Below are 26,439 nucleotides of genomic sequence, written 5' to 3'. Positions count from 1 at the left end.
GGAAGCCGCACCAGGACGCCGTCGACGGGATGCCGTCGGCGGCGTCCTGGCGTCTAGCTGTGATGTCCAGGGAGGTTGGTCAGCCGGGTGATCGGTGGCTGGCCGCCGATGGCGGAGTGGGCTCGATGGTGATTGTAGAAGTGGAGCCATCCGGGCAGGGCAGCGTTGCGCTGGCTGGTTGAGTCGTAGAAGCGGGCGTAGGCCCATCCGTCAGCCAGGGTCCGGTGGAATCGCTCGATCTTGCCGTTCGTCTGCGGGCGGTAGGGGCGGGTGCGCTTGTGCACGATTCCGAGGTCCGTGCATGCGTGGGCCCAGGCGTGGGACTTGTAGGCGGCGCCGTTGTCGGACAGGACTCGCTCGATGGTGATGCCGTGATCGGCGAACCAGGTCTGGGCGCGTTGCAGGACGCCGATCGCGGTCGGGGCCTTCTCGTCGGCGTGATCTCGGCGTAGGCGACACGGGAGTGGTCGTCGATCACGGTGTGCACGAATGCGGTGCCGACCAGCGGTCCCCGCACGCGACCCTTGCGGCGTTCGGTCACGGTCGCGGCACGGTTGCGGTCGCCCTGCGACTTGCCGACATACCGCCACCCGCCGCCGTCGGGGATGTTGCCGAACTTGGTCACGTCCACATGGATCAACGATCCGGGGTGATCGTGCTCGTAGCGGCGCAACGGTTCTCCGGTGACCCGGTCGATGCGCCAGAGCCGGTTGATCCGGCAGCGCACGAGGACGGCATGCACGGTCGCGGCCGGGATGCCGAGCCGGCCAGCGATCTGAACCGGGCCGAGCCGGTGGCGCCAACGCAGTCGCACGATCGCCTTGACGACCGGCTGCGGAGTGCGGGTCGGGCTGTGGTGCGGGCGCGAGCTGCGGTCGGCCATGCCGGCCGTGCCCTCGGCCCGGTATCGATCGGCCCATTTCTTCGCAGTGCGCGGCGAGACCATGAACATCTTCGCCGCGGCGGCGTGGGTCCAGCCCGACTCGACGATCAGCAGCGCCAGACGCAGCCGCGTCTTCGGAGTCAGCAGGGCGTTAGCGTGGGACACGAAGGCCTCCGGTGGGTGGAAGTGGTTCCTCGACAGCTCCACTTCACAACCGGAGGCCTTCGTCTGTCAGACAGGCTCACCGGATCCGAACGGGACAACGTCCCTGGACATCACATCTAGCGGATCTCGACGATCGGCAGTCGCAGCGCGCCCGGCGCCGCGGTCGGCACGACGGGGCGTCGGGGCGCCGTCGGCGGGACGACGGCGTAGCGCGTGCCGGGCTCGGGGCGGGTGTCGGCGTCGCCCTGGTTGGGCCAGAGAGCGCACGCCCGCTCGGCCTGGGCGGTGATCGTCAGTGAGGGGTTGACGCCGAGGTTGGCGGTGACCGAGGCCCCGTCGAGCACGTGCAGCCCGGGGTGTCCGTGCACGCGGTGGTACGGGTCGACGACACCGGTCCCGGGGGAGTCGCCGATGGTGCAGCCGCCGAGGATGTGGGCGGTCATCGGCACGTCGAACGGGTCGCCGGCGCTGCCGCCGGCGAGACCGCCCATGCGGTCCGCCATCGCGCGCACGGCGTCGTGCGCCACCGGGATCCACGTCGGGTTGGGCGCCCCGGTGCCCTGACGCGAGGTGAGCCGGCGCCCGAACGGCCCGCGTCGCGTGAACGTGGTGAGCGAGTTGTCGCGGCTCTGCATGACCAGCGCGATCACGGTGCGCTGCGACCAGCCCCGCAGGTCGTACAACGCCGGCAGGTGGCGCCGCTGGCGCCACAGCTCGCCGAGCCAGCGCCGCCAGCGCGGGCCCTCCCCGGGCCCCACGCCGTCGACCAGCACGGTCTGCAGCAGCCCCATCGCGTTGGAGCCGCGCCCGTACCGGACGGGCTCGACGTGCGTCTGCGCGTCCGGGTAGAAGGACGACGTGATCGCGACGCCCTCGGAGTAGTCCGGCTGCCCGACCTGCCCGCGGCGCACGGGCCGCATCGCGCCCAGCAGCGCCTCGGAGTTGGTGCGCGTCAGGTGGCCGAGGCGGGAGGACAGGTGCGGCAGGTCGCCGCTGTCCCGCATCGCGTGCAACAGGCGCTGCGTCCCGAGCGTGCCGGCGGCGAGCACGACCTGCCCCGCGCGGTAGCTGCGGCGGCCGGACCGTCGTCGCCCGGTCCGGTGGGTGCGCACCTCGTACCCGCCGTCGGCCCGCGGCACGACGGCGGTGGCCGTGGTCAGCGGGTGCACCCGGGCGCCGGCGGACTCGGCGAGGTGCAGGTAGTTCTTCACGAGCGTGTTCTTCGCGTTGTGCCGGCAGCCGGTCATGCACTCGCCGCAGTGCAGGCACGGGGACCGGTCGGGGCCGGCGCCCCCGAAGAACGGGTCCGCGACGGCGCCGCGGTCCTCGGCACGGCGGGTCCCGCAGCCGTCGCCGAGGTACACGCCGACGCGGGCCTGGCGGAACGTGTGCCCGACGCCGAGCTCGGCGGCGACATCGTGCATCAGCTCGTCGGCCGGCGTGGTGCGGCGGTAGTCCACGGCGCCGAGCATCCGCTCCGCCTGGTCGTAGTACGGCTCGAGCTCCGCCTTCCAGTCGGTGACGTGCGCCCACGCGGGGTCGGTCCAGAACGCGTCGAGCGGCCGGTACAGGGTGTTCGCGTAGACCAGGGAGCCGCCGCCGACGCCCGCGCCCGCGAGGACGAGCACGTCCTTGAGCCGGTGGATCCGCTGGATGCCGAAGCAGCCCAGCGCCGGCGCCCACAGGAAGCGGCGCAGGTCCCAGGAGGTGCGGGGCAGCTCGTCGTCGGCAAAGCGGCGGCCGGCCTCGAGGACGCCCACCCGATAGCCCTTCTCGGTCAGGCGGAGGGCGGCCACGCTGCCGCCGAAGCCCGAGCCGATCACGAGCACGTCGTAGTCGTCGTCGGGCGCCGTCGACCCGTCAGGTCGGGGGTCGCCGCCCTGGTCGCGGGCGTGGGCGGGGTCCTGGTCGTCGTCGTCCAGCATGCGCCAGACCGTAGCGCGGCACGCTGCGTGGCGGGTGCGACGGCGCGCGGCTTTGCCCCCGGGCGTCGTCGGCGGTTAGTCTGGGCGCCGCGGCGTTGCTGTGCTGCCGCGAGGAGACGTCGCATAGTCTGGTCTAGTGCGCCACCCTGCTAAGGTGGTAACGGGGCAACCCGTTCGCGGGTTCAAATCCCGCCGTCTCCGCCAGGAAGGCTCCGGCTGCTGAACGCCCGGGGTCTTTTCTGTTGTCCGGCGCTGTTCTCGGGCTCCGGTGTCGTGCATCACGATGCGGCTCCCCGGTTTGGGGAACCGGCCCCGGGCCTGTAATGTTCTCGTCGGTCGGTGCGAGAGTGCCGAGCAGTACTGCGCCCGTAGCTCAACGGATAGAGCATCTGACTACGGATCAGAAGGTTGGGGGTTCGAATCCCTCCGGGCGCACAGAAGGTCACGACGGCTCGATCCCCTCGGGGATCGGGCCGTCGGTCTTTTCGGCCCTTGGGGTGGCACAGCAGCGAGGTCAGCGCCGACCGCGTCCCGACCTGGCCCCGGTCCGTCGCGCACGACGCGGCGGTCGGCGCGTCCAGCGCCAGACGCTGCACGACACGACCGAGAGGGTGATCGATCGCATGAGCGATCAGACCTGGCAGACGATCGCGATCGTCGTCTATCTGCTGGCGATGCTGGGCATCGGCTACGCGGCCTACCGCAGGACCGACGACCTGGGCGACTACATGCTCGGCGGGCGGCGGCTGAGCCCCGGCGTGGCAGCGCTGAGTGCGGGCGCCTCCGACATGTCGGGCTGGCTGCTCATGGGCCTGCCCGGCGCCATCTACGCCACCGGGCTGGTCGAGGCGTGGATCGCGATCGGCCTCACGATCGGCGCCTGGCTCAACTGGAAGTTCGTGGCGCCGCGCCTCCGGGCCTACACGGAGGTCGCGAACAACTCGATCACCGTCCCCAGCTTCTTCGACAACCGCCTGCGCGACCCGGCGCACCTGCTGCGCATCGCCGCGGGCGTCATCGTGCTGGTGTTCTTCACGTTCTACGTGTCGTCGGGGATGGTGGCCGGCGGGACGTTCTTCGAGAGCTCGTTCGGGTTCGACTACCTCACCGGGCTGCTGGTCGTCGGCGGGGTGACCCTCGCCTACACGCTCTTCGGCGGGTTCCTCGGCGCGACGTGGACCGACGTGGCGCAGGGGCTGCTCATGCTGGCCGCGCTCGTCGCCGTCCCGGTGATCGCGATCGTGGACCTGGGCGGCTGGGACGCGGTGCTGGACGGCGTCCGCGCCGCGGACGCCGGCGACACCAACCACCTGTCCTTCCTGGCGGGTGCGTCCGCGACCGGGGTGATCTCCGCGCTGGCGTGGGGCCTCGGGTACTTCGGGCAGCCGCACATCATCGTGCGCTTCATGGCGATCCGCAGCCCGCAGGACGCCCGCGCCGGCCGCCGCATCGGTATCAGCTGGATGATCGTGACCGCGATCGGGGCCGTGATGACCGGCCTCGTGGGACTCGCGTACGCGAACCTGGAGGGTCTGCAGGTCGACAACCCCGAGACGGTGTTCCTCCTCCTCGCCCAGCTGCTCTTCCACCCGCTCGTCGCGGGGCTCGTGCTGGCGGCCGTCCTGGCAGCGATCATGTCGACCATCTCGTCGCAGCTGATCGTCTCGTCCTCCGCCCTGGTGGAGGACCTGGCGAAGATGGCGGGCCTGCGCCTGAGCACCCGGGCCGAGGTGATGCTCGGCCGGGCCGGAGTGCTCCTCGTCGCCCTGGTCGCCGGGCTCATCGCCCTGGACCGCACGGCGTCCATCCTCGACCTCGTCGGATTCGCCTGGGCGGGCTTCGGCGCCGCGTTCGGCCCGTTGGTCCTGCTGAGCCTCTACTGGCGACGCCTGACGCGGTGGGGCGCCCTCTCGGGCATGGTCGCCGGCGCGGTCGTGGCGTTCGCGTGGGGACGATCGTCGCTCGCCGACTCGCTCTACGAGATCATCCCCGGGTTCGCCACGGGCCTCGTGGTGGCGGTGCTCGTCAGCGTCCTCACGCCCCGCCCGGACGGCGCGGTGCTCCAGGAGTTCGACGCCGCGCGCCGGCTGGCGCGCGGGGAGTCCGTGGAGCCGGAGCCCGCCCGCGCCTAGCGGCTCTTCGGAGCGGGTGGCCGGACGTGGCGCGCGCCACGTCCGGCCACGTTGCACAGGGCGCCCGGTCCGGGTAATGTTCTCGAGGTCAGCCCGACGGGCCGACGGACATCGAGGAGACAGCCGAGAGGCTGGGTACCGATGGCCGGGCCGGGACTGAAACCCACACCTTTCGCGGACGGGATGCCTCGCGCATTCTGTACGGTGGGTAGCGATCGTCTTTTCGATTCCCTTTCGATCTTCGGATCAGGGATTTGGAAGAGGGAAAACGATCTGCTAAGTTTGAGGGGTTGCCCCGGCGGGGTCAGGGTCTGAAGGTCCTGGTCTTGTGGGTGTGCGTCGGTTGTTTGAGAACTCAACAGTGTGTTTGATAGTCAATGCCAATTATTTGGAACCTTTGTTGGTTTCTTTGGATCGGACTGAGCAGTTCAGCTTGGTCTGGCCAGTATCGTTGAATGCTGCGGGCTCTTTTCGGGTTCGTGGTGTTTTCTCTTCTTTTACGGAGAGTTTGATCCTGGCTCAGGACGAACGCTGGCGGCGTGCTTAACACATGCAAGTCGAACGGTGATGTCCCAGCTTGCTGGGACGGATCAGTGGCGAACGGGTGAGTAACACGTGAGCAACCTGCCCTCCACTTCGGGATAAGCCTTGGAAACGAGGTCTAATACCGGATATGAGCCTGCATCGCATGGTGTGGGTTGGAAAGTTTTTCGGTGGGGGATGGGCTCGCGGCCTATCAGCTTGTTGGTGGGGTGATGGCCTACCAAGGCGTCGACGGGTAGCCGGCCTGAGAGGGCGACCGGCCACACTGGGACTGAGACACGGCCCAGACTCCTACGGGAGGCAGCAGTGGGGAATATTGCACAATGGGCGAAAGCCTGATGCAGCGACGCCGCGTGAGGGATGACGGCCTTCGGGTTGTAAACCTCTTTCAGCAGGGAAGAAGCGCAAGTGACGGTACCTGCAGAAGAAGCGCCGGCTAACTACGTGCCAGCAGCCGCGGTAATACGTAGGGCGCAAGCGTTGTCCGGAATTATTGGGCGTAAAGAGCTCGTAGGCGGTCTGTCGCGTCTGGTGTGAAATCCCGAGGCTCAACCTCGGGCTTGCATCGGGTACGGGCAGACTAGAGTGCGGTAGGGGAGACTGGAATTCCTGGTGTAGCGGTGGAATGCGCAGATATCAGGAGGAACACCGATGGCGAAGGCAGGTCTCTGGGCCGCAACTGACGCTGAGGAGCGAAAGCATGGGGAGCGAACAGGATTAGATACCCTGGTAGTCCATGCCGTAAACGTTGGGCACTAGGTGTGGGGCTCATTCCACGAGTTCCGTGCCGCAGCTAACGCATTAAGTGCCCCGCCTGGGGAGTACGGCCGCAAGGCTAAAACTCAAAGGAATTGACGGGGGCCCGCACAAGCGGCGGAGCATGCGGATTAATTCGATGCAACGCGAAGAACCTTACCAAGGCTTGACATGTACGAGAAAGCCCCCGAGATGGGGTTCTCTTTGGACACTCGTACACAGGTGGTGCATGGTTGTCGTCAGCTCGTGTCGTGAGATGTTGGGTTAAGTCCCGCAACGAGCGCAACCCTCGTCCTATGTTGCCAGCGGGTTATGCCGGGGACTCATGGGAGACTGCCGGGGTCAACTCGGAGGAAGGTGGGGATGACGTCAAATCATCATGCCCCTTATGTCTTGGGCTTCACGCATGCTACAATGGCCGGTACAGAGGGCTGCGATACCGTAAGGTGGAGCGAATCCCAAAAAGCCGGTCTCAGTTCGGATTGGGGTCTGCAACTCGACCCCATGAAGTCGGAGTCGCTAGTAATCGCAGATCAGCAACGCTGCGGTGAATACGTTCCCGGGCCTTGTACACACCGCCCGTCAAGTCACGAAAGTTGGTAACACCCGAAGCTCATGGCCCAACCGGTTTTCCGGGGGGAGTGGTCGAAGGTGGGACTGGCGATTGGGACTAAGTCGTAACAAGGTAGCCGTACCGGAAGGTGCGGCTGGATCACCTCCTTTCTAAGGAGCATCTGAGGCCCCGTTGGGGGTCAGCAGGCCACTTGAGGCGCCGTTCGAGCGTCTGGTGGTTGCTCATGGGTGGAACATTGACTAGCAGGATCGGTTCGGTTCATGCCGGCTGGTGAGTACACGCGTTCGGGGTCTTGCTCCGGGTGTGGCGGAAAGCTGGTGGGTGGGGGCGGGGTCTGGTCCGCAAGCACACTGTTGGGTCCTGAGGCAATCGGCGTCCCTTCCTGGTGGTCGGCACGGGTTTCGTGCTGGCTGGTGGGTGGGCGATGGTGAGGGTCTTGTTGGATCTGCATGGTTACGGGTCGTGGGCCTGGTGTGAACCGCTTCGGTGGGTCTCCTTCGGGGGGCTGGTGCCGGGGTAGGCGTGCCGGTGGGTTCACGGGTTCGTCCGTTGCTTGAGAACTGCACAGTGGACGCGAGCATCCCAGATGTTCAGTACTGGTCTGGTCGGCGCGTGGTGGTGGTCTTCGGACTGGTTGCCGCGTTGTTGGTCGGGCTGGTTTTCTGATCTCTGTGAAATATTGTAGTGTGTCGAAGTTTTTAAGGGCACAGGGTGGATGCCTTGGCACTAGGAGCCGAAGAAGGACGTTGTAGCCTGCGATAAGCCTCGGGGAGTTGGCAAACAAGCTGTGATCCGAGGATGTCCGAATGGGGGAACCCGGCTGGGGTCATGCTCAGTCACCTGCATCTGAATACATAGGGTGTAGGGGGGAACGTCGGGAAGTGAAACATCTCAGTACCGACAGGAAGAGATATTCCGTGAGTAGTGGCGAGCGAAAGCGGATGAGGCCAAACCGTGTGTGTGTCAAGCTGTCAGGCGTTGCACATGCGGGGTTGTGGGACCTTCTGGAGGAGTCTGACAACTCTTCAGCCAGTAAGAAAGCCGTGTCATAGTCGAACCGCATTGAAAGGCGGACCGTAGAGGGTGTGAGTCCCGTAGGCGAAATGTCGCGGCCTGGTAGAGGGGATCCCAAGTAGCACGGGGCCCGAGAAATCTCGTGTGAATCTGGCAAGACCACTTGCTAAGCCTAAATACTACCTAGTGACCGATAGCGGACAAGTACCGTGAGGGAAAGGTGAAAAGTACCCCGGGAGGGGAGTGAAATAGTACCTGAAACCGTGTGCCTACAATCCGTCGGAGCCTCCTTAGCAGGGGTGACGGCGTGCCTTTTGAAGAATGAGCCTGCGAGTTAGTGCTCGGTGGCGAGGTTAACCCGTGTGGGGAAGCCGTAGCGAAAGCGAGTCCGAATAGGGCGATTCAGTCGCCGGGTCTAGACCCGAAGCGAAGTGATCTAGCCATGGGCAGGTTGAAGCGCCGGTAAGACGGCGTGGAGGACCGAACCCACTTAGGTTGAAAACTGAGGGGATGACCTGTGGTTAGGGGTGAAAGGCCAATCAAACTTCGTGATAGCTGGTTCTCCCCGAAATGCATTTAGGTGCAGCGTCACGTGTTCCTTGCCGGAGGTAGAGCTACTGGATGGCCGATGGGCCCTACCAGGTTACTGACGTCAGCCAAACTCCGAATGCCGGTAAGACATAGCGTGGCAGTGAGACTGCGGGGGATAAGCTTCGTAGTCGAGAGGGAAACAGCCCAGATCATCGGCTAAGGCCCCTAAGCGTGTGCTCAGTGGGAAAGGATGTGGAGTTGCACAGACAACCAGGAGGTTGGCTTAGAAGCAGCCACCCTTGAAAGAGTGCGTAATAGCTCACTGGTCAAGTGATTCCGCGCCGACAATGTAGCGGGGCTCAAGTACACCGCCGAAGCCGTGGCACTCACACGTTAGCCCAGCATCGACTTGATCGATGTTCAGGTGTGTGGGTGGGTAGGGGAGCGTCGTGTGGGCAGTGAAGCTGCAGGGTGACCTAGTGGTGGAGCCCACACGAGTGAGAATGCAGGCATGAGTAGCGAATGACGGGTGAGAAACCCGTCCGCCGAATGACCAAGGGTTCCAGGGCCAGGTTAATCCGCCCTGGGTAAGTCGGGACCTAAGGCGAGGCCGACAGGCGTAGTCGATGGACAAGGAGTTGATATTCTCCTACCGGCGAAGAACCGCCCATACCGAGCCCGGTGATGCTAACCGCCCCAAACCTGTCACCGTTGCCTTCGGGCGACACCGGCAGGCGCGGCGTGGGACCCGAACCGGTAGTAGGTAAGCGTGTTAACAGGGGTGACGCAGGAAGGTAGCCCGGCGTGGCGATGGTAGTCCACGTCCAAGGTTGTAGCCCGCTCTGTAGGCAAATCCGCAGAGCACCAAGGGTGAGAACTGATAGTGACCGCGTATGCGGGAAACGGGTGATCCTCAGCTGCCAAGAAAAGCCTCGACGCGAGGTTCTAGCCGCCCGTACCCCAAACCGACTCAGGTGGTCAGGTAGAGAATACCAAGGCGATCGAGCGAATCGTGGTTAAGGAACTCGGCAAAATGCCCCCGTAACTTCGGGAGAAGGGGGGCCTGAACTGTGAACACCCTAGCGGTGGTAAGCGGGGAGGGCCGCAGAGACCAGGGAGAAGCGACTGTTTACTAAAAACACAGGTCCGTGCTAAGTCGCAAGACGATGTATACGGACTGACGCCTGCCCGGTGCTGGAAGGTTAAGAGGACGGGTCAACTTCGGTGAAGCCCAGAATTTAAGCCCCAGTAAACGGCGGTGGTAACTATAACCATCCTAAGGTAGCGAAATTCCTTGTCGGGTAAGTTCCGACCTGCACGAATGGCGTAACGACTTCTCCGCTGTCTCAACCGCGAGCTCGGCGAAATTGCACTACGAGTAAAGATGCTCGTTACGCGCAGCAGGACGGAAAGACCCCGGGACCTTTACTATAGCTTGGTATTGGTGTTCGGTGCGGCTTGTGTAGGATAGGTGGGAGACTATGATTCCCGGCCGCCAGGTCGGGAGGAGTCATCGTTGAAATACCACTCTGGCCGCATCGACCATCTAACCTCGGTCCGTGATCCGGATCAGGGACAGTGCCTGGTGGGTAGTTTAACTGGGGCGGTTGCCTCCCAAAATGTAACGGAGGCGCTCAAAGGTTCCCTCAGCCTGGTTGGCAATCAGGTGTCGAGTGCAAGTGCACAAGGGAGCTTGACTGTGAGACCGACAGGTCGAGCAGGGACGAAAGTCGGAACTAGTGATCCGGCGGTGGCTTGTGGAAGCGCCGTCGCTCAACGGATAAAAGGTACCCCGGGGATAACAGGCTGATCTTGCCCAAGAGTCCATATCGACGGCATGGTTTGGCACCTCGATGTCGGCTCGTCGCATCCTGGGGCTGGAGTAGGTCCCAAGGGTTGGGCTGTTCGCCCATTAAAGCGGTACGCGAGCTGGGTTTAGAACGTCGTGAGACAGTTCGGTCCCTATCCGCTGCGCGCGCAGGAAACTTGAGAAGGGCTGTCCCTAGTACGAGAGGACCGGGACGGACGAACCTCTGGTGTGCCAGTTGTTCCGCCAGGAGCACGGCTGGTTAGCTACGTTCGGAAGGGATAACCGCTGAAAGCATCTAAGCGGGAAGCCTGCTTCAAGATGAGGTTTCCATCCCCCTCGGGGGTGAAGGCACCCAGCTAGACCACTGGGTAGATAGGCCGGATGTGGAAGACAGGACGAAAGACTGTCGGAGCTGACCGGTACTAATAAGCCGACAACTTCACACACCCACCAAACACTGTTTGGTCAATAACATGCTACGCGTCCACTGTGCGGTTCCCGAGAAACGGGCACCAACCCCATCACCACACACGTGGTGGCCGGGGTTCACCCTGACAACTCGATAAAGTTACGGCGGTCATAGCGTTGGGGAAACGCCCGGTCCCATTCCGAACCCGGAAGCTTAGCCCTTCAGCGCCGATGGTACTGCCCTCGAGAGGGGGTGGGAGAGTAGGACGCCGCCGGACACCCATTCACGAAAGGCCCACCCCCGCACGCCGGGGGTGGGCCTTTCGCATACCCAGATTCAGGCCGGCTACGGACACGGCACCCGTCGGACGTGTGACGGCGACCATGAGCGCCGACGCGGGGCGCGCGGTGCAGCCGGACGCGCCGCCCGCCCTCGTGCCGATAGGCTCCTCGGGTGACTGGAGCTCCGATTCTTCCCGCCACGGGACCCACGTCGTCGTGGCGCGCCGACCATTTCCTGAGCCTCCTGAGGTTCGCCCAGCCCTCGATCCGCGCTGACGGTGCCGCGGCCTGGCTGGACGACGCCGGAGCGGTGGACGCCACCCAGCCGGCGCACACCTGGATCACCTGCCGGATGACGCACGTCTTCGGTCTGGGGCACCTGCTGGGCGTCGAGGGTGCGGGCGAGCTCGCGGAGCGCGGAGTCGAGGGCCTGGCGTCGACGCTGGCCGACCCGGAGCACGGCGGGTGGCTCGCCTCGCGGGGGCCGGGCGCGGACGAGCTCGACGGGCTCAAGCAGGCGTACGCGCACGCGTTCGTCGTCCTTGCGGGGTCGACCGGCACCACCGCCGGTGTGCCCGGCGGCCCGGCCCTGCTGGAGTCGGCCCTCGCCGTCCTGGACCAGCGATTCTGGGAGGACGCGCACGACCTGCACCTGGACGAGGCGTCCCGCGACTGGACCGTCGTCGACCCGTACCGCGGCGTGAACGCGAACATGCACTCGGTCGAGGCGCTGCTCGCCGCGCACGACGCCACCGGCGAGCGCCGCTGGCTGGATCGCGCGGCCGTGATCGCCGACCGCGTGATCGGCTGGGCGTCGCGCAACGGCTGGCGGATCCCCGAGCACTTCGACTCGGAGTGGCGGCCCCAGCTCGAGTACAACGCGGACCGACCGCACGACCCGTTCAAGCCGTACGGCGCCACCCCCGGCCACGGGCTGGAGTGGGCGCGGTTGCTGCTCCAGGTCGACGTCGCGGCCGACACGGTGGGTCAGCGGACCGACGCGGCAGGGGACCTGTTCGAGCGCGCGGTGGCCGACGGCTGGGACGCGGCCGGGGGCGGAGGCTTCGTGTACACGACGGACTGGTCCGGCAAGCCCGTCGAGGCTCGCCGCTTCCACTGGGTGGCGGCGGAGGCCGCCGCGGCGGCGGACGTGCTGCACCGGACGACGGACCACGCTCGCTACGCCGAGCAGGCCGACGAGTGGTGGGCGTGGATCGACGCGCACCTGGTGGACCACGAGCGGGGCTCGTGGTTCCACGAGCTCGACACCGAGAACGTGCCGTCGGGGCGCACGTGGGTCGGCAAGCCCGACGTCTACCACGCAGCCCAGGCCGTCATCCTGCCCGACCTGCCTCTGACGGGCTCGTTCGCGGCGTCCGCCCAGGCGGCCGGGCGGCTGCTCCAGGGTGCGCGGCTCGCCGCTCCGCTGGAGGACGGCGGCCGATGAGGATCTCGGCGAAGGCGGACTACGCCGTCCGGGCGGCCGCCGAGCTCGCGGCCTCCGCCGACGGCGGCCCCGTTCCCGCCGAGGCGCTCGCCCGCGCGCAGGACGTGCCGCACCGGTTCCTCGAGGCGATCCTCAGCGACCTCCGGCGCGAGGGGATCGTCGCGAGCCGGCGCGGTGCGGGCGGCGGGTACGTCCTGGCCCGCCCGGCCGGCCAGGTCACCGTCGCGGACGTGGTGCGCGCCGTGGACGGGCCGCTGATGTTCGTCCGCGACGCCCGGCCGTCCGACCTCGAGTACACGGGCGCGGCTGCCTCGCTGCTGCACGTGTGGGTCGCCCTGCGCGTGAACGTGCGCCAGGTCCTCGAGCAGGTGACCCTCGCGGACCTGGCCGCCGGGAAGCTCCCGGACGTGGTGCGCCAGCTGACCGACGACGAGTCCGCCTGGCTCAACCCGTGACGACCGCGGGCGCTTCCCGCGCCTGACGGGGCGCGCACGAGGACGTGCGCCGCCCCGCGACCGGACGTCGCGGAATCTCATCATGCGGTCGTCCCCTCGATACCGTTGAATCCGATAGGGCCGATCGGGTAACCTGACATCTGTCGCGGCGGAACCGCTGCCGCGCCGACACGGAGGGAACACTCGTGCGGACTCTCGTCCTGCTGGCCCTCGTGGGCCTCGGTGCGCAGCTCGTCGATGGCAGCCTCGGCATGGCCTACGGCGTCACGTCCACCACCTTGCTGCTCGCGATCGGTACCAACCCCGCGGCCGCGTCCGCGACCGTCCACCTCGCCGAGGTCGGCACGACGCTCGCCTCGGGCGCGTCCCACTGGCGGTTCGGCAACGTGGACTGGAAGGTCGTCCTCAAGATCGGGATCCCGGGGGCCGTCGGCGCGTTCGCGGGCGCGACGTTCCTGTCCTGGCTCTCGACCGAGATCGCCAAGCCGCTGATGTCTCTGCTGCTCCTCGGGCTCGGCCTGTACGTGCTGCTGCGGTTCACGCTGCGCGGCCTGCGCACGGACCGCCTGGGTCAGCCGCTGCGCAAGCGGTTCCTCACGCCGCTGGGCCTGGTCGCCGGCTTCATGGACGCCACGGGCGGCGGCGGCTGGGGCCCGGTGGGCACGCCCGCCATCCTCGCGAGCGGCCGCATGGAGCCCCGCAAGGTGATCGGCTCGATCGACACCAGCGAGTTCTTCGTGGCGGTCGCCGCGAGCCTCGGGTTCCTCTTCGGCCTCGGCACCGCCGGCATCAACCCGACCTGGGCGCTCGCCCTGCTGATCGGTGGCCTCATCGCGGCGCCGATCGCCGCCTGGCTCGTGCGCCTCGTGCCCCCGCGCGTCCTCGGCTCCGCCGTCGGCGGCATCATCGTGCTCACCAACGTGCGCACCCTGCTGAGCCTCGACTCGTTCCCGGTCAGCGCCGGCGTGCGCGGCCTCGTCCTCGGGGTCATCGCGCTCGGCTGGGCTGCCGCCGTCGTCTACTCGTTCCGCGAGCACCGCAAGGCCGTCGCGGCCGAGAAGGCCGAGCCCGTCGCCGTGGAGGCGCCCGCGGCGACGCCCGCCGTCTGACATCTCGGCCCGGCCGCACGACGTCCGCGGGATTCCACCCGCGGACGTCGTGCTGTGGGGTGGCGTTGTCGCGACCTCCCGGTACCGTGAAGAGGCCAGGTGAGTTGCACGCCGGACCCAGCTGCACCGCACTGGGAGGTGGCCCATGTCGATGCCCAGCACGCACAGCGACCCTCCGCGTCGCGAGATCGTCGCGCTCGCGGAGCTGCTCGGCGCCGGGAGCCAGCTGCTCGTCGGCCAGTACCGCGTCGACGTCGCCACGGGGGCGTGGTGGTGGTCGGACGAGGTCTACCGCATCTTCGGGCGCGAGCCCGGGGCGATCGAGCCGGGGCCGGACGTGCTCCGCGCGCACATGCACCCGGACGACCGGGAGCGGCTCTCGCGCACGGCGACGATCGCGCTCGGGACCGGTAGACCGTTCGCCGGCGGGCACCGCGTCGTGGACGACCACGGCCGCACGCACACCGTGGTCGTGACGGGACAGGCGCGCCACGGCGCCGCCGGCTCGACGACCCACCTCGTGGGGTACGTCATCGACGCGAGCCCCGTGGTGCGCGACGCGCTGGACCGGGAGGCGCACCGCGCCGTGTCGCGCGCCTTCGTCGCCGCGGCCTCGGCGGAGCAGGCCAAGGGCGCGATCATGGCCGTCTGCGGTGTGGACGAGTCAGTGGCCACCGAGGTGCTGACGGACGCCGGGGCGCAGGTGGGCGTGTCCGCGCAGTCCGCGGGCGAGCAGGTGATGAAGGCGCTCGCGCGACCCGTCGGGGAGCGCGGCGCCGTCACGGCTGCGGAGGTGGTCCGGGCGGCGCCGCCCGCGCAGGACGCCGCGGACCGGCTCAGCCGCGCGCTCGGCGGGGTGCACCCCGTGGACCGCCCGCACGGTCACGACGCGCAGCTGGCGCGCCGGCGCCCCCGCGCCAGCCACTGACGCGGGGGCTTCCAGGGTCGGCCCCGGTTCGGGCTCGGGTCAGTGGCCGTGGCCGAAGCGCGCGGCGGCGCGGACCGCGCCCCGGCGTGCGACCCGCTTCGCGAGCACCGCGACCCCGCCCGAGACAGCGGCGAACGTCACGGCCTGGATGATCGAGATCTCGTCGTCGTCCACGTTGGTCGGGGCCGCGCTCCCGGTGGTCCTCTCCCAGACCACCCCGATGAGCTTCTGCGCGACCCATCCGGCGGCGACCGTCAGCACCACCGTGCCGACCTTCACCGCGAGCGGCGTCTCGGTGTCCGTCACGTGCTCTCCCTCGGTTCGTTCCCCGGGTCGCCGGGGTCGTGCGTCGTGCGTCCGCGGACGTCGGTGCACGTCAGGCACGTCACACCCCGCCGACGCGGACGGGACCACGGTAGCGCGGCGCCGGTGTGTAGGCTCGTGGTGATACGACAGGGGAGCGCCACCGGCGCTGAGAGTGCGGAACGCCGCAGACCCTCGAACCTGACCCGGTTAGCACCGGTGGAGGAAGTCGGGATTCTCGATCCCTGCGGACGGCCGCACCACGACGGTGCCGGGTGCCCGCAGGACCCCCTTCTCGATGCCTGAGGAGGACACATGACGCACAGGACCAGGCGGACGGCGGCCGGCGCCGCCGTCGTCGCCCTGCTGCCGCTGCTGGCGGCGTGCGGCGGCGGCGGGACGTCGTCGGACGGCGCGGGCGGCGAGAGCTCGAGCACCGTGACGCTCGTGACCCACGACTCGTTCGCCGTCTCCGACGACGTGCTGGCCGCGTTCGAGAAGGAGTCCGGCCTCACCGTGAAGCAGGTGGCCCCCGGCGACGCCGGCACGCTGGTGAACCAGCTGGTGCTGACGAAGGACGCGCCGCTGGGCGACGTCGTCTACGGGGTGGACAACACGTTCGCCTCGCGCGCCGTCGAGGCGGGCGTCTTCGACGCGTACCAGCCGGCGGACCTCGACCCGAAGGTCGCGGCGTACGCGCCCGACGACCTCGCCGGGACGCTGACGCCGATCGACGTGGGCGACGTGTGCCTCAACCTCGACGACGGCTGGTTCGAGAAGAACGGCGTGACGCCGCCGACCACGCTCGAGGACCTCACGAAGCCCGAGTACGCCGACCTCACGGTGGTCACCAACCCCGCCACGTCGTCGCCGGGGCTCGCGTTCCTGCTCGCGACCATCGGCGCGTTCGGTACGGACGGGTGGCAGGACTACTGGACCGACCTGCGGGACAACGGCGTCAAGGTGGCGGAGAGCTGGGAGGACGCCTACTACGTGGACTTCTCCGGGGCCGGCGAGGGCGGGCAGCGCCCGATCGCGCTGTCGTACGCCACGTCGCCCGCGTTCACGGTGAGCAAGGACGGGAAGTCCTCGACCACGAGCGCGATGCTCGACACGTGCTTCCGGCAGGTCGAGTACGCGGGCGTGCTCGCGGGCGCCGCGAACCCGGAGGGCGCGAAGCAGCTCGTCGACTTCCTCACGACCGGCGAGTTCCAGGCCGACGTCCCCGGCCAGATGTACATGTACCCGGCCGACCCGGGGGTCGAGCTCCCGGCCGACTGGACGAAGTTCGCGCCCCTGGCCGACGAGCCGTTCGAGGTGGCGCCCGCCGACGTGGCGGCGCACCGCGACGAGTGGATCGAGCAGTGGACGGCGACGGTCGTCGACTGACGCGCACCGTGACCCGAGCAACGGCACGCGCCACCCCGCACCCGGTGTCCCGGCCCGCCTCCCGGGCGGCCCGGTGGCGCACCGACCGCTGGGGCGCGTGGCTCGGCTGGGGCGCCGCCGTCGTGCTCCCGCTGGGGTTCCTCGCGGTCTTCTTCGCCTGGCCGGTGGCGTCGCTCGTCCTGCAGGGGTTCTTCACCGAGACCCCGACGGGGCGGGAGCTCGACCTCTCCGGGTTCGCGGAGGTGCTGTCGCAGGGCCGCACGTGGCGGATCGTCGGCCAGACGCTCGCGCAGGCGGTCACCGGCACGCTGCTGTCCGTGCTGCTCGGGCTGCCGGGGGCGTACGTGCTGTACCGGTGCCGGTTCCCCGGGCGCACGCTGGTGCGGGGGCTGGTGACCGTGCCGTTCGTGCTGCCGAGCGTCGTCGTGGGCGTCGCGTTCCGCGCGCTGTTCGCGCCCGGCGGCATGCTCGGCTGGGCCGGTCTGGAGGAGAGCTTCGCGGGCATCGTGCTGGCGCTCGTGTTCTTCAACTACGCGGTGGTGGTGCGCACGGTCGGGGGCATGTGGGAGCGCCTCGACCCGCGCGCCGAGCAGGCGGCCCGGGCCCTCGGCGCGACACCGTGGCGGGCGTTCCGCACGGTGACCCTGCCCGCGCTCGGCCCGGCGATCGCGTCGGCCGCCGCCGTGGTGTTCCTGTTCTGCGCGACGGCGTTCGGCGTCGTGCTGGTGCTCGGCGGGCTGCGCTACGGCACGATCGAGACGGAGATCTGGACGCGCACCACGCAGTTCCTCGACCTGCGCTCGGCCGCGGTGCTGTCCGTGCTGCAGCTCGTCGTGGTCGGCGGGGCGCTGGTGGTCAGCTCCCGCGCCCGGACGCGGCGCGAGCGCGCGCTGCACCTGACGAGCGACCGGGTGTCGGCGCACCGGCTGCGGCTGCGCGCCGGGGCGGACCTCGTGCCCGCGCTCGTCACCCTCGTCGTGGTGGCCGGGCTGCTGGTGCTGCCGATGGCGGGGCTGGTCACCCGCTCCTTGCGCACGGCCGACGGCGCCTGGGGGCTCGCCAACTACGCCGCGCTCGGCAGCACCGGCGGGCGCAACGCCCTGACCGTCACGGTGTGGGAGGCGCTCGGCAACTCGCTGCGCACGGCGGCGTGGGCGGCGACGATCGCCGTCGTCGTGGGCGGCCTCGTGGCCCTCGTCGTCTCGCGGCGGCCGCGCCGGCCGGGGACGCGGCGCGCCGTCGGCGTGCTCGACGCCGCGTTCATGCTGCCGCTCGGCGTCTCCGCGGTGACCGTCGGCTTCGGCTTCCTCATCACGCTGGACAAGCCGCTGGGGCTCGACGTCGACCTGCGCACGTCGGGGGCCCTCGTGCCGATCGCCCAGGCGGTCGTGGCGATCCCGCTGGTCGTGCGCACGATGCTGCCGGTGCTGCGCGCCATCGACCCGCGGCTGCGGGAGGCCGCGGCCACCCTGGGCGCGGCGCCGGGCCGCGTGCTGCGCTCGGTGGACGGGCCGCTGGGCGCGCGGTCGCTCGGGCTCGCGATCGGGTTCGCGTTCGCCGTCTCGCTCGGGGAGTTCGGTGCGACGTCGTTCCTCGCGCGGCCCGAGACGGCGACGCTGCCCGTCGTGATCTACCGGCTGATCGGGCGGCCCGGGGCCGAGAACTACGGGATGGCGCTCGCGGCGTCCGTGGTGCTGGCCGTGCTCACCGCGACCGTCATGATGGTGGCCGAGCGCCTGCGGGGCGACCGGCCGGGAGGGGAGTTCTGATGGAGCACGCCCGCGAGGCGACGGGACTCGCCGTCCGCGACGCCGTCGTCCGGTACGGGGCCACGCGTCGCCGGCCGGGGTCGGTCGCGGTGGACGGGGTGTCGATCGACGTCGCGGCCGGCGAGATCGTCGCGCTGCTGGGACCGAGCGGCTGCGGCAAGTCGTCGCTGCTGCGCGCCGTCGCCGGGCTGGAGCCGCTGGCAGGCGGCTCCGTCGCCTTCGACGGCGAGGACCTCGCGGGCGTGCCCGTGCACCGCCGCGGCTTCGGCCTGCTCTTCCAGGACGGCCAGCTGTTCCCGCACCGGGACGTCGGGCGCAACGTGGCCTACGGGCTCGAGACGCAGGGCGTGCCGCGCGCCGAGCGGGACGAGCGGGTCGCCGAGCTGCTCGACGACGTGGGTCTGGCCGGCTACGGGCGCCGGTCCGTCGCGACGCTCTCCGGCGGCGAGAAGCAGCGGGTCGCGCTGGCCCGGGCCCTCGCGCCGCGTCCGCGGCTGTTGCTGCTCGACGAGCCCCTGTCGGCGCTCGACCGTCGGCTGCGCGAGCGCCTGGCCGTCGACGTCCGGGACACGCTGCAGGCCACCGGCACCACCGCCGTGTTCGTCACGCACGACCACGACGAGGCGTTCACCGTCGCCGACCGGGTGGCCGTGATGGACGCCGGGCGGCTGCTGCAGGTGGCCGCGCCGGACGTGCTGCTGCGCGCGCCGGCGAGCGCGCGGGTCGCGGAGTTCCTCGGCCTCGCGCCGGACGAGGACGGGCCGGCGCCCGACCGCGCGGGGGAGCCGGTGCGCGACGAGGACGGCGTCGGGACGGTCGCGGGCTGACGCTCACGCCTCCCCGGCGTCGTGCACGAGCAGGGCGACCTGCGTGCGGTTCTCCAGCCCGAGCTTGTCGAGCACGCTCGACACGTGCGCCTTCACGGTGGGCACGCTGAGGTAGAGGCGCGCGGCGATGTCGGCGTTGGACGCGCCGCGGCCGAGCTCGACGGCGACGTCCCGCTCGCGGGCGGTGAGCACGTCCAGCGCCGACCGGGCGCGGTCGCGGGAGCCGTCCGACCCGGCGACGGTGTCCATGAGCCGGCGCGCGACGTCCGGCGCCAGCACCGGCTCGCCCGCGGCGGCCGCGTGCACGGCGGCGGCGATGCGGGCGGGCGGCATGTCCTTGAGCAGGTAGCCCGCGGCGCCCGCGCGCAGGGCCCCGCCGACCTCCTCGGCGGTGTCGAACGTGGTCAGCACGACGACGGCGGGTGGGGTCGGGCGGGCGCGCACCCGGCGGGTGGCGGCGATGCCGTCGACGCCCGGCATGCGCAGGTCCATGAGCACGACGTCGGCCGGGTGCGCGTCCAGCACCCCGGGGACGTCGGCGCCGTCGGCGGCCTCCGCCACGACGCGCATCCCGTGTGCGCCGTCGAGCATGAGCCGCAGGCCGGCGCGGACCAGGGCGTCGTCGTCCACGAGGACGATCCGCACGGGCGCGGCGTCCGGGGCGTCGGGGCTGGTCGGGGAGCCGGGCTGCGGCGTCGTCGTCACGCGTCCCACGGTAGCCACGCCTCGACCGCGAAGCCGCCCGACCCGTCCGGCCCGGCGTCGAGCGTGCCGCCCAGCAGCGTGGCCCGCTCCCGCAGCCCGACCAGGCCCGTGCCGGTCCCGATGCCCTCCGGCGGCACGGCACCCGCGGCCGCGCCGTCGTCGGTCACCCGGACCCGGACCTCGCCGGGCGCGGTCGAGACGGCCACCCGGACGGCCGCGCCGGGCGCGTGTCGGCGGGCGTTGGTGAGCGCCTCCTGCACCACGCGGAACACCGCCGTCGCGACGGCGGCCGGCGGCTGCGCGGCCGGCGAGGCGTCCGGCCCGGTGGCGTCCGCCCGCTCGTAGCGCACGTCGCCTCCGGCGGCGCGGGCGTCGTCGACCAGCCGGCGCACGTCGTCCAGGCCGGGCACGGGGCCGAGGTCGTCGGGGCCGGCGCGCAGCAGGCGGATCACCTGGCGCAGGTCCTCCAGGGCGTCGCTCACGCCCGCACGCACCCGGCCGGCCGCGGCCGCGAGCTGCGCCGGGTCGGCGTCCGGGCGGTACTCCATCGCGCCGGCCGTCGCGGCGAGGAGGGACAGCCGGTGCGCGAGGGTGTCGTGCATCTCGCGGGCGATGCGGGTGCGCTCGGCCGTGCGGGCCTCGGTGACGCGCCGCTCCTGCTCGGCCTCGGCCCGGCGGGCGCGGTCGCGCAGCGACCACAGCACGAGCGCGCGCTCGCGCCCGTAGGCGCCCCATCCGAGGAGCGCGGCGTGCACCGCGACGTCGCACAGCAGCCACCAGCCGATCGGCAGGCTCACCGGCCGCCACAGCGCCTGCACGGCGTGGCCGAGGACGCCGGCCACCGCCACGGGGACCGCCGTCCGCACCGGGTACCAGCGCGCGACCTGGAGCGTGCCCACGGTCGCGGCCGGCGTGGCCGCCCCGGAGACCGCGGCCAGGGCCGCGAGCGCGACGGCGGCGGCGACGCTGCGTCGGGTGAACAGCAGCGGCACGAGCGCGACCGCGGCGACGGCGACGGCGACGTCGACGGCCGCCGGCACCTGCGGCGCCGCCAGGACCGTCCCGGGCCCGGGGCTCGCGGAGACGACGGCGGCCGTCGTGGCCGCCGTCAGCACGGCCACGAGGGCCCAGGCGACGACCAGGACGCCGCGGGGCACGGGCGGCGGGCCGGTCTCGGGCGGCGGGCACGGGGCGTACCCCGACCAGGCGCCGGGGCGTGGCCCGGCGGCGGGGGCCGGGGTGGTGCCGGTGGTGGTCATGTCCGGGACGCTACGGCGGGCCGTCGCGTCGCGACACCGACCAAGGTCGGGGGTGCGCCCGCCCGAGGGCCCGGCCGCCGCCGACCACGGCAGGGCGCGGGACGGGCGGGCCGCGCGGGACGGTCGTCGTACCGGCAGGGAGCCGGCACGAGGAGGGGACGAGGACATGGACACGACAGGGACTCCGACCGGCGGCCGCGCGACGTCGGGCAGCGCCGGACAGCACGAGGGGCGTCACGGCCCGGCGCTCGTGGCGGGTCGGCTCCTGGCGGGACCGCTCGTGGTGGAACCGGCCGAGGACGGTCGTGGTCGGGGCCGTGCTGACCGGCTCCCTGGTGTATCTCGCGGGGATGCTGCTCGGCGTCGACCCGCAGGTGCGGGCCGGGTCGGGCACCCTCGAGGTCACGATCTCGATGGTCATCGCCACGAGCCTCACCGCGGCGCTCGGCGGGTGGGGGGTCCGTGCGCTCCTGCTCCGCCGCCCGAACGGCGGCGGCACGGCCTGGCTGCTGCTGAGCGGCGGGGTCCTGCTGGTCTCGCTCCTGCTGCCGCTGGGGGCGGCGAACGCCGGCGCGGTCGTGCTGCTCCAGCTGGAGCACCTCGCCGTGGGTGGCGTGATCGTGCTCGGCCTCAGCGGGGCGGGGCGTCGGGCCTCCACAGCGGCGCGAACACCTGCCGCGCCGCGAGCATGAGCGCGAGCAGGGGGCGGCGCCGTCGTTCGAAGGCGGCCTGGTCCACCAGGCCGCGGTCGAGCCTGCGGTGCAGCATCGCGAGCTCGGTCGCGGCCTGCTGGTAGTCGCGCATCGCCCGGGCGGGCCCGGGCCCGCCCGCGGCCCGGACCCGCTCGCGGGCACGACGGCGCCGCGTCAGCGAGGTCAGCATCACGACGTCCGGCAACGTCACGACGCCCAGGGGCCCGTACTGCGGCAGGTGCCGCCCGATGAGCGCCACGATGCGGGCGCGGTCGGTGCGCACCACGACGAGCAGCCCGATCACGACCGCGAGGCCGAGCAGGTACACGGCCACGACCGGCTCGAGGCCGTACGACGGGGCGGCGTTCCACAGCGCGTGGTAGGTCGTCGCCCCCAGCAGGCCGAGCAGCACCGGCCAGACGCGGGACCAGCCGCGCGGGGCGAGCGCCGCCGTCGCGATCCCGATGCCCGTGAGGGACGTGCACAGCGGGTGGATCAGCGGCGACAGGAGGCCGCGCGCCACGAAGGTCGCGGCCAGCGCGTCGGGCCCGGCCACCGTGTAGTAGTGGATGTTCTCCACGGTGGCGAAGCCGAGGCCGACCATCGAGCCGTAGATGATGCCGTCGGTCGGCCCGTTGAGCTCGTGCCGGCGGAACCAGAGCATGCCCACGAGCACGAGGGCCTTGAGGGACTCCTCGACGACGGGGGCGGTGAGCACCGCCGTCGCGACGAAGCCCTCCTCCTGGCCGAGCAGCGGCGTCCACAGCAGGGTGAGCCCGGCCGTGTTGATGCCCATCGCGACCAGCACGGAGACGCCCGCGCCCCAGAGGAACGCGAGGACGAGCGCGTCCGGGGGCTCCGGCTCGAGCCGGTCGAGGGCGAGCACTCCCGCCAGCAGCAGCGGGAGCGGCACGAGGGCGAGCAGCAGCCCCTCGAGGAACGTCGGGCCCTCCGCCGACGTGACCACCAGCGCGACGAGCAGGCACAGCGACGAGACGGCGATCGTCACGATGACGCCCACCGAGGGGCGGCCCGCGGGGCGCGCGTCGAGGATCGCGCGGGGGTCCAGGGCTGGCATGGCCCCCGATCCTACGGGCGGCGGGGCGCCCCGCTCCGATGATTTCCACAGCGCCCGCCGGTCAGACCGTCGACCACCCACCACCGGAAGGACCTCCCATGGCTTCGGTCGTCTCGACCCTGTTCATCTCGCTCGACGGCGTCGCGGAGATCGACCCCGCCTGGCACTTCCCGTACTTCGACGACCGCATGTCCGGCGCCGTCGACGACGACTACCGGGACACCGACGTGCTCCTGATCGGCCGCGTCACGTACGACAGCTTCGCCGGCGCGTGGCCGGAGCGGGAGGAGGCCGGCGAGGAGGACGCGGCGTTCGCCCGGCGGCTCGGCGAGATGCGCAAGGTGGTCGCCACCAGGTCGGCGCACGACCTCGGCTGGCGGAACGTGGAGCGCCTCGACGGCGACCTGCCGGCCGCCGTCGAGGCGCTCAAGGCCGAGGACGGCGTGGAGAAGGTGCTCGTCCCCGGCTCGCTGTCGGTGGTCCGCCAGCTCCTCGCGGCCGGCCTCCTCGACGAGCTCCGCCTGCTCGTGCACCCGGTCGCCGCCCGCCACGGCGAGCGGCTCTTCGACGAGGGCGAGCCGATCTACCCGCTCACCCTGCTCCGCTCGGAGGCCTTCCCGACCGGCGTCGTGCGGCTGATCTACGCGCCGGGCGAGCTGCCGAACCAGGCGGAGTACGAGGACGTCAAGGGCCAGGTGCCTGCTGGTTGAGCCTGTCGAAACCCTGGCGGAGGGTCTCGACAGGCTCGACCGACGAGGGCGTCAGGCGCGGTGCTCCCGGTAGTAGCGGATGAGCGCCTGGGTCGACGAGTCCTGCGCGGCCAGCGCGGCGTCGTCGCCCGACACGGCGGGCGCGACCTCGAGGGCGAGCTTCTTGCCGAGCTCCACGCCCCACTGGTCGAAGCTGTCGATGCCCCACACGACGCCCTGCACGAACGTGATGTGCTCGTACAGCGCGACGAGCTGCCCGAGCACGGACGGCGTGAGCGCCGGCGCGATGATCGACGTCGTGGGCCGGTTCCCGGAGAAGACGCGGGCGGGCACGATCTCCTCGGGCGTGCCCTCGGCGCGCACCTCGTCCGCCGTCTTGCCGAAGGCGAGGGCCTTGGTCTGGGCGAAGAAGTTGGCGAGGAACAGCTCGTGCACGTCCGTGCCGCCGTCCGCGAGCGGGTAGGCCGGGTTCGCGACGGCGATGAAGTCGGCGGGGATCAGCCGCGTGCCCTGGTGGATGAGCTGGTAGAAGGCGTGCTGGCCGTTGGTGCCCGGCTCGCCCCAGAAGACCTCGCCCGTCTGCGTGGTGACGGGGGAGCCGTCCCAGCGCACCGACTTGCCGTTGGACTCCATCGTGAGCTGCTGGAGGTACGCGGGGAACCGGTGCAGCTGCTGGGCGTACGGCAGCACGGCGTGCGTGTGGGCGCCGAGGAAGTTGACGTACCAGACGTTCAGCAGCCCCATGAGCACGGGCACGTTGGACTCGAACGGGGTGGTGCGGACGTGCTCGTCCACGGCCCGGAAGCCGGCGAGGAGGTCGCGGAAGACGTCCGGGCCGAACGCGATCGCCAGCGACGTGCCGATGGCGGAGTCCACCGAGTAGCGGCCGCCCACCCAGTCCCAGAAGCCGAACGCGTTGGCGGGGTCGATGCCGAAGTCGGCCACCTTGTCGAGGGCCGTGGACACGGCCACGAAGTGCGCCTTGACCGCGGCCTGCTTCGCGTCGGGGTCGTCCTCGATGACGCCCGCGGCGATGAGCCGCTCCCACATCCACGCCCGTGCGAGGCGCGCGTTGGTCAGCGTCTCCAGCGTGCCGAACGTCTTGGACGCCACGATGAACAGCGTGGTCTCGGGGTCGAGGTCCGCCGTCTTCTGCGCCACGTCGGTGGGGTCGATGTTGGAGACGAAACGCACCTCCAGGTCGGCCCGGCCGTACGGCTTGAGGGCCTCGTAGACCATGACCGGCCCGAGGTCCGACCCGCCGATTCCGATGTTCACCACCGTGCGCACCGGCTTGCCCGTGACGCCCGTCCACGAGCCGTCGCGGACCTGGTCGGCGAACGCGCTCACCTTGTCCAGCTCGGCCTGCACGTCCGCGTCGACGTCCTGCCCGTCCACGACCAGCGGCGGCTGCGTGCCGGGGGCGCGGCGCAGCGCGGTGTGCAGCACGGCGCGGTCCTCGGTCGCGTTGATGTGCTCGCCGGCGAACATCGCCTCGAGGCGCTCGGGCAGGTGCACCTCGTGGGCGAGCCGGACCAGCAGGTCCAGCGTCTCGTCCGTCGCGAGGTTCTTCGACAGGTCGACGTGCAGGTCGCCCGCGACGTGGGTCATGCGCTCGGCGCGACCCGGGTCCGCGGCGAACCAGCCGCGCAGGTCGCCCCGGAACTCCTGGTAGTGGGAGTACAGGTCGCCCCAGGAGGTCGTGGTGGTGGGATCGACGGGGGAGGAGGTCATGGGCCCACGGTACTGACCGCCGGGTCCGGTTGCGCGACCTGCCCACGCTGCCAGGATGACCATCAGCCGGGAACGGGCCCGGACTCCGTTGGGGAGGTACGCATGGCGAATTTTACGGTCTGGAAGTTCGACGACCCGGGCGCGGCCGACCGCGCCTTCAAGGCCGTCAAGGGCGGCGAGGCGGACGGCCTGGTGAAGATCATCGACCACGCGGTCGTGAGCTGGCCCGAGGGCGCGAAGAAGCCGACCACCCACGGGGACCACGACGACACGGCGAAGGCGTCGGGGTGGGGAGCGTTCTGGGGTCTGCTCCTGGGCGCCCTGTTCTTCCTGCCGATCCTGGGCGCCGCCGCGGGCGCCGCCATCGCCGGCATCTCGAAGTCCCTGTCCGACGTGGGCATCACCGGGAAGGACCTCGAGACGATGAAGAAGGAGATCGTGCCCGGCACGTCGGCGCTGTTCGTCGTGACCGAGCCGATCGACCCCGACCGCCTGGGCGAGCGCCTCCACGGCGTCCAGGCGACGCTCGTGAGCACCAACCTGACCGACGCCGAGCGCCGGAACCTGCTGGAGGCCTTCGGTCAGTGAGTCGCCGGGCGAGCCTGTCGGGGCCCGAGGTCTCGACGGGCTCGACCGACGGCGCGTCGTCAGGCAGGCTGCCAGCGGTTGCCCCACCGCCGGGTGAGCGTGCCGCCGAAGGTGTCGGCCAGCGCGTCGACCCGGTCGTGGACGGCGTCGGCGACGCGGTGCGCCGCGTCGTCGTCGTCCGCGGTGAAGCGCACCGTGACGCGGGCACGCCCGCGCACGACGCCGACGTCGAACGCCTCGACGGTGACCAGCTTTCGGGCGGCGTCGGCGGCGGCGGGCAGCACGTCGGCCGGGTCGACGCCCGGCTGCAGGAGACCGACGGCGAGGCTCACGCGGTAGGAGGGCACCCCGAGATCCTGCCACTCGGCTCCCCGCGCGGGTCCCTGCGCGAGCCCGGGCACGGCGACCGGGCTGCTCGACCGG

The 26,439-nt window shown here is 70.6% G+C and carries 18 protein-coding genes, 2 tRNA genes, 3 rRNA genes, 1 pseudogene and 1 riboswitch; of the genes and pseudogenes, 16 read left to right on the top strand and 8 right to left on the bottom strand.

Annotated elements, in window-relative coordinates; all coding sequences use genetic code 11:
• Positions 1-53: 53 nt before the first annotated feature.
• Positions 54-1,048, bottom strand: a pseudogene (locus ACQFYA_RS19060) (IS481 family transposase).
• Positions 1,049-1,164: 116 nt separating this feature from the next.
• Positions 1,165-2,973, bottom strand: a complete 1,809-nt coding sequence (locus ACQFYA_RS19055) for a GMC family oxidoreductase N-terminal domain-containing protein (RefSeq protein ID WP_499126767.1) — start codon at positions 2,971-2,973, stop codon at positions 1,165-1,167.
• A gap of 112 nt (positions 2,974-3,085) precedes the next feature.
• On the opposite strand from ACQFYA_RS19055, the gene ACQFYA_RS19050 reads away from it, so the two are divergent.
• The 10 genes from ACQFYA_RS19050 (at position 3,086) to ACQFYA_RS19005 (ending at position 14,962) form a co-directional block, all read left to right on the top strand.
• A tRNA-Ser gene (locus ACQFYA_RS19050) sits at positions 3,086-3,177 on the top strand.
• 158 nt (positions 3,178-3,335) lie between these two features.
• Positions 3,336-3,408, top strand: a tRNA-Arg gene (locus ACQFYA_RS19045).
• A 188-nt stretch (positions 3,409-3,596) separates the two neighbouring features.
• On the top strand, positions 3,597-5,105 hold the full coding sequence (gene putP / locus ACQFYA_RS19040; RefSeq protein WP_499126765.1) for a sodium/proline symporter PutP: 1,509 nt from the start codon (positions 3,597-3,599) through the stop codon (positions 5,103-5,105).
• Between the two features lie 496 nt (positions 5,106-5,601).
• A 16S ribosomal RNA gene (locus tag ACQFYA_RS19035) occupies positions 5,602-7,127 on the top strand.
• A 538-nt stretch (positions 7,128-7,665) separates the two neighbouring features.
• Positions 7,666-10,779, top strand: a 23S ribosomal RNA gene (locus ACQFYA_RS19030).
• Between the two features lie 123 nt (positions 10,780-10,902).
• Positions 10,903-11,019 (top strand): 5S ribosomal RNA (gene rrf, locus ACQFYA_RS19025).
• The 16S, 23S and 5S rRNA genes sit together here, the layout of an rRNA operon.
• Positions 11,020-11,195: 176 nt before the next feature.
• Positions 11,196-12,470, top strand: coding sequence for an AGE family epimerase/isomerase (locus ACQFYA_RS19020; protein WP_499126763.1), 1,275 nt, complete (start codon positions 11,196-11,198; stop codon positions 12,468-12,470).
• A complete protein-coding gene (locus ACQFYA_RS19015) occupies positions 12,467-12,925 on the top strand; it encodes an RrF2 family transcriptional regulator (RefSeq protein WP_499126762.1) in 459 nt (152 codons plus the stop codon). The genes ACQFYA_RS19020 and ACQFYA_RS19015 overlap by 4 nt, the downstream gene beginning before the upstream one ends.
• A 185-nt stretch (positions 12,926-13,110) precedes the next feature.
• Positions 13,111-14,034 (top strand): sulfite exporter TauE/SafE family protein, encoded by a 924-nt coding sequence (locus ACQFYA_RS19010; protein WP_499126760.1) that lies wholly within the window; start codon positions 13,111-13,113, stop codon positions 14,032-14,034.
• Positions 14,035-14,185: 151 nt separating this feature from the next.
• The gene (locus ACQFYA_RS19005) at positions 14,186-14,962 is read left to right on the top strand and encodes a PAS domain-containing protein (RefSeq protein WP_499126758.1); all 777 of its coding nucleotides are present in this window, start codon (positions 14,186-14,188) and stop codon (positions 14,960-14,962) included.
• A gap of 39 nt (positions 14,963-15,001) precedes the next feature.
• On the opposite strand, the gene ACQFYA_RS19000 is transcribed toward ACQFYA_RS19005, so the two are convergent.
• Positions 15,002-15,268: a DUF4235 domain-containing protein gene (locus ACQFYA_RS19000; protein WP_499126757.1), complete on the bottom strand. Its 267-nt coding sequence runs from the start codon at positions 15,266-15,268 to the stop codon at positions 15,002-15,004.
• A 138-nt stretch (positions 15,269-15,406) separates the two neighbouring features.
• Positions 15,407-15,510, top strand: a riboswitch (TPP riboswitch).
• Positions 15,511-15,580: 70 nt separating this feature from the next.
• Here ACQFYA_RS19000 and ACQFYA_RS18995 point away from each other — a divergent pair.
• Genes ACQFYA_RS18995 through ACQFYA_RS18985 form a run of 3 tightly spaced genes read left to right on the top strand, consistent with a single transcriptional unit; the run spans position 15,581 to position 19,250 of the window.
• Positions 15,581-16,654, top strand: a complete 1,074-nt coding sequence (locus ACQFYA_RS18995; protein WP_499126755.1) for a thiamine ABC transporter substrate-binding protein — start codon at positions 15,581-15,583, stop codon at positions 16,652-16,654.
• Positions 16,655-16,662: 8 nt separating this feature from the next.
• Entirely contained in the window at positions 16,663-18,423 is a 1,761-nt protein-coding gene (locus tag ACQFYA_RS18990; RefSeq protein WP_499126753.1) for an ABC transporter permease, read from the top strand.
• A complete protein-coding gene (locus tag ACQFYA_RS18985) occupies positions 18,423-19,250 on the top strand; it encodes an ABC transporter ATP-binding protein (RefSeq protein ID WP_499126752.1) in 828 nt (275 codons plus the stop codon). The genes ACQFYA_RS18990 and ACQFYA_RS18985 overlap by 1 nt, the downstream gene beginning before the upstream one ends.
• 3 nt (positions 19,251-19,253) lie before the next feature.
• Here the strand turns inward: ACQFYA_RS18985 and ACQFYA_RS18980 are convergent, their stop codons facing one another.
• Positions 19,254-19,955, bottom strand: a complete 702-nt coding sequence (locus ACQFYA_RS18980; protein ID WP_499126750.1) for a response regulator transcription factor — start codon at positions 19,953-19,955, stop codon at positions 19,254-19,256.
• Entirely contained in the window at positions 19,952-21,214 is a 1,263-nt protein-coding gene (locus ACQFYA_RS18975; RefSeq protein ID WP_499126748.1) for a sensor histidine kinase, read from the bottom strand. Before ACQFYA_RS18975 ends, ACQFYA_RS18980 begins: the two co-directional genes overlap by 4 nt.
• Before the next feature lie 317 nt (positions 21,215-21,531).
• Here ACQFYA_RS18975 and ACQFYA_RS18970 point away from each other — a divergent pair, with 317 nt between their 5' ends.
• On the top strand, positions 21,532-21,906 hold the full coding sequence (locus ACQFYA_RS18970; protein ID WP_499126747.1) for a DUF6069 family protein: 375 nt from the start codon (positions 21,532-21,534) through the stop codon (positions 21,904-21,906).
• On the opposite strand, the gene ACQFYA_RS18965 is transcribed toward ACQFYA_RS18970, so the two are convergent.
• Entirely contained in the window at positions 21,845-22,984 is a 1,140-nt protein-coding gene (locus tag ACQFYA_RS18965) for a PrsW family glutamic-type intramembrane protease (RefSeq protein ID WP_499126746.1), read from the bottom strand. The two genes, ACQFYA_RS18970 and ACQFYA_RS18965, sit on opposite strands and share 62 nt — an antisense overlap.
• Before the next feature lie 98 nt (positions 22,985-23,082).
• Between ACQFYA_RS18965 and ACQFYA_RS18960 the strand changes: the two genes are divergently transcribed.
• Positions 23,083-23,694: a dihydrofolate reductase family protein gene (locus ACQFYA_RS18960; protein WP_499126745.1), complete on the top strand. Its 612-nt coding sequence runs from the start codon at positions 23,083-23,085 to the stop codon at positions 23,692-23,694.
• A 51-nt stretch (positions 23,695-23,745) separates the two neighbouring features.
• On the opposite strand, the gene pgi is transcribed toward ACQFYA_RS18960, so the two are convergent.
• The gene (gene pgi / locus ACQFYA_RS18955) at positions 23,746-25,428 is read right to left on the bottom strand and encodes a glucose-6-phosphate isomerase (RefSeq protein ID WP_499126743.1); all 1,683 of its coding nucleotides are present in this window, start codon (positions 25,426-25,428) and stop codon (positions 23,746-23,748) included.
• A 102-nt stretch (positions 25,429-25,530) separates the two neighbouring features.
• On the opposite strand from pgi, the gene ACQFYA_RS18950 reads away from it, so the two are divergent.
• Entirely contained in the window at positions 25,531-26,016 is a 486-nt protein-coding gene (locus ACQFYA_RS18950) for a DUF1269 domain-containing protein (RefSeq protein WP_499126742.1), read from the top strand.
• A gap of 59 nt (positions 26,017-26,075) precedes the next feature.
• On the opposite strand, the gene ACQFYA_RS18945 is transcribed toward ACQFYA_RS18950, so the two are convergent.
• Positions 26,076-26,363, bottom strand: coding sequence for a hypothetical protein (locus ACQFYA_RS18945; protein ID WP_499126740.1), 288 nt, complete (start codon positions 26,361-26,363; stop codon positions 26,076-26,078).
• Positions 26,364-26,439: the final 76 nt, after the last annotated feature.

The sequence above is a fragment of the Promicromonospora sp. Marseille-Q5078 genome, from assembly GCF_050315395.1.
GTDB lineage: Bacteria > Actinomycetota > Actinomycetes > Actinomycetales > Cellulomonadaceae > Isoptericola.
The sequence above is the reverse complement of the archived record's forward strand: the minus strand, read 5'-3'. Positions and strand labels throughout refer to the sequence as shown.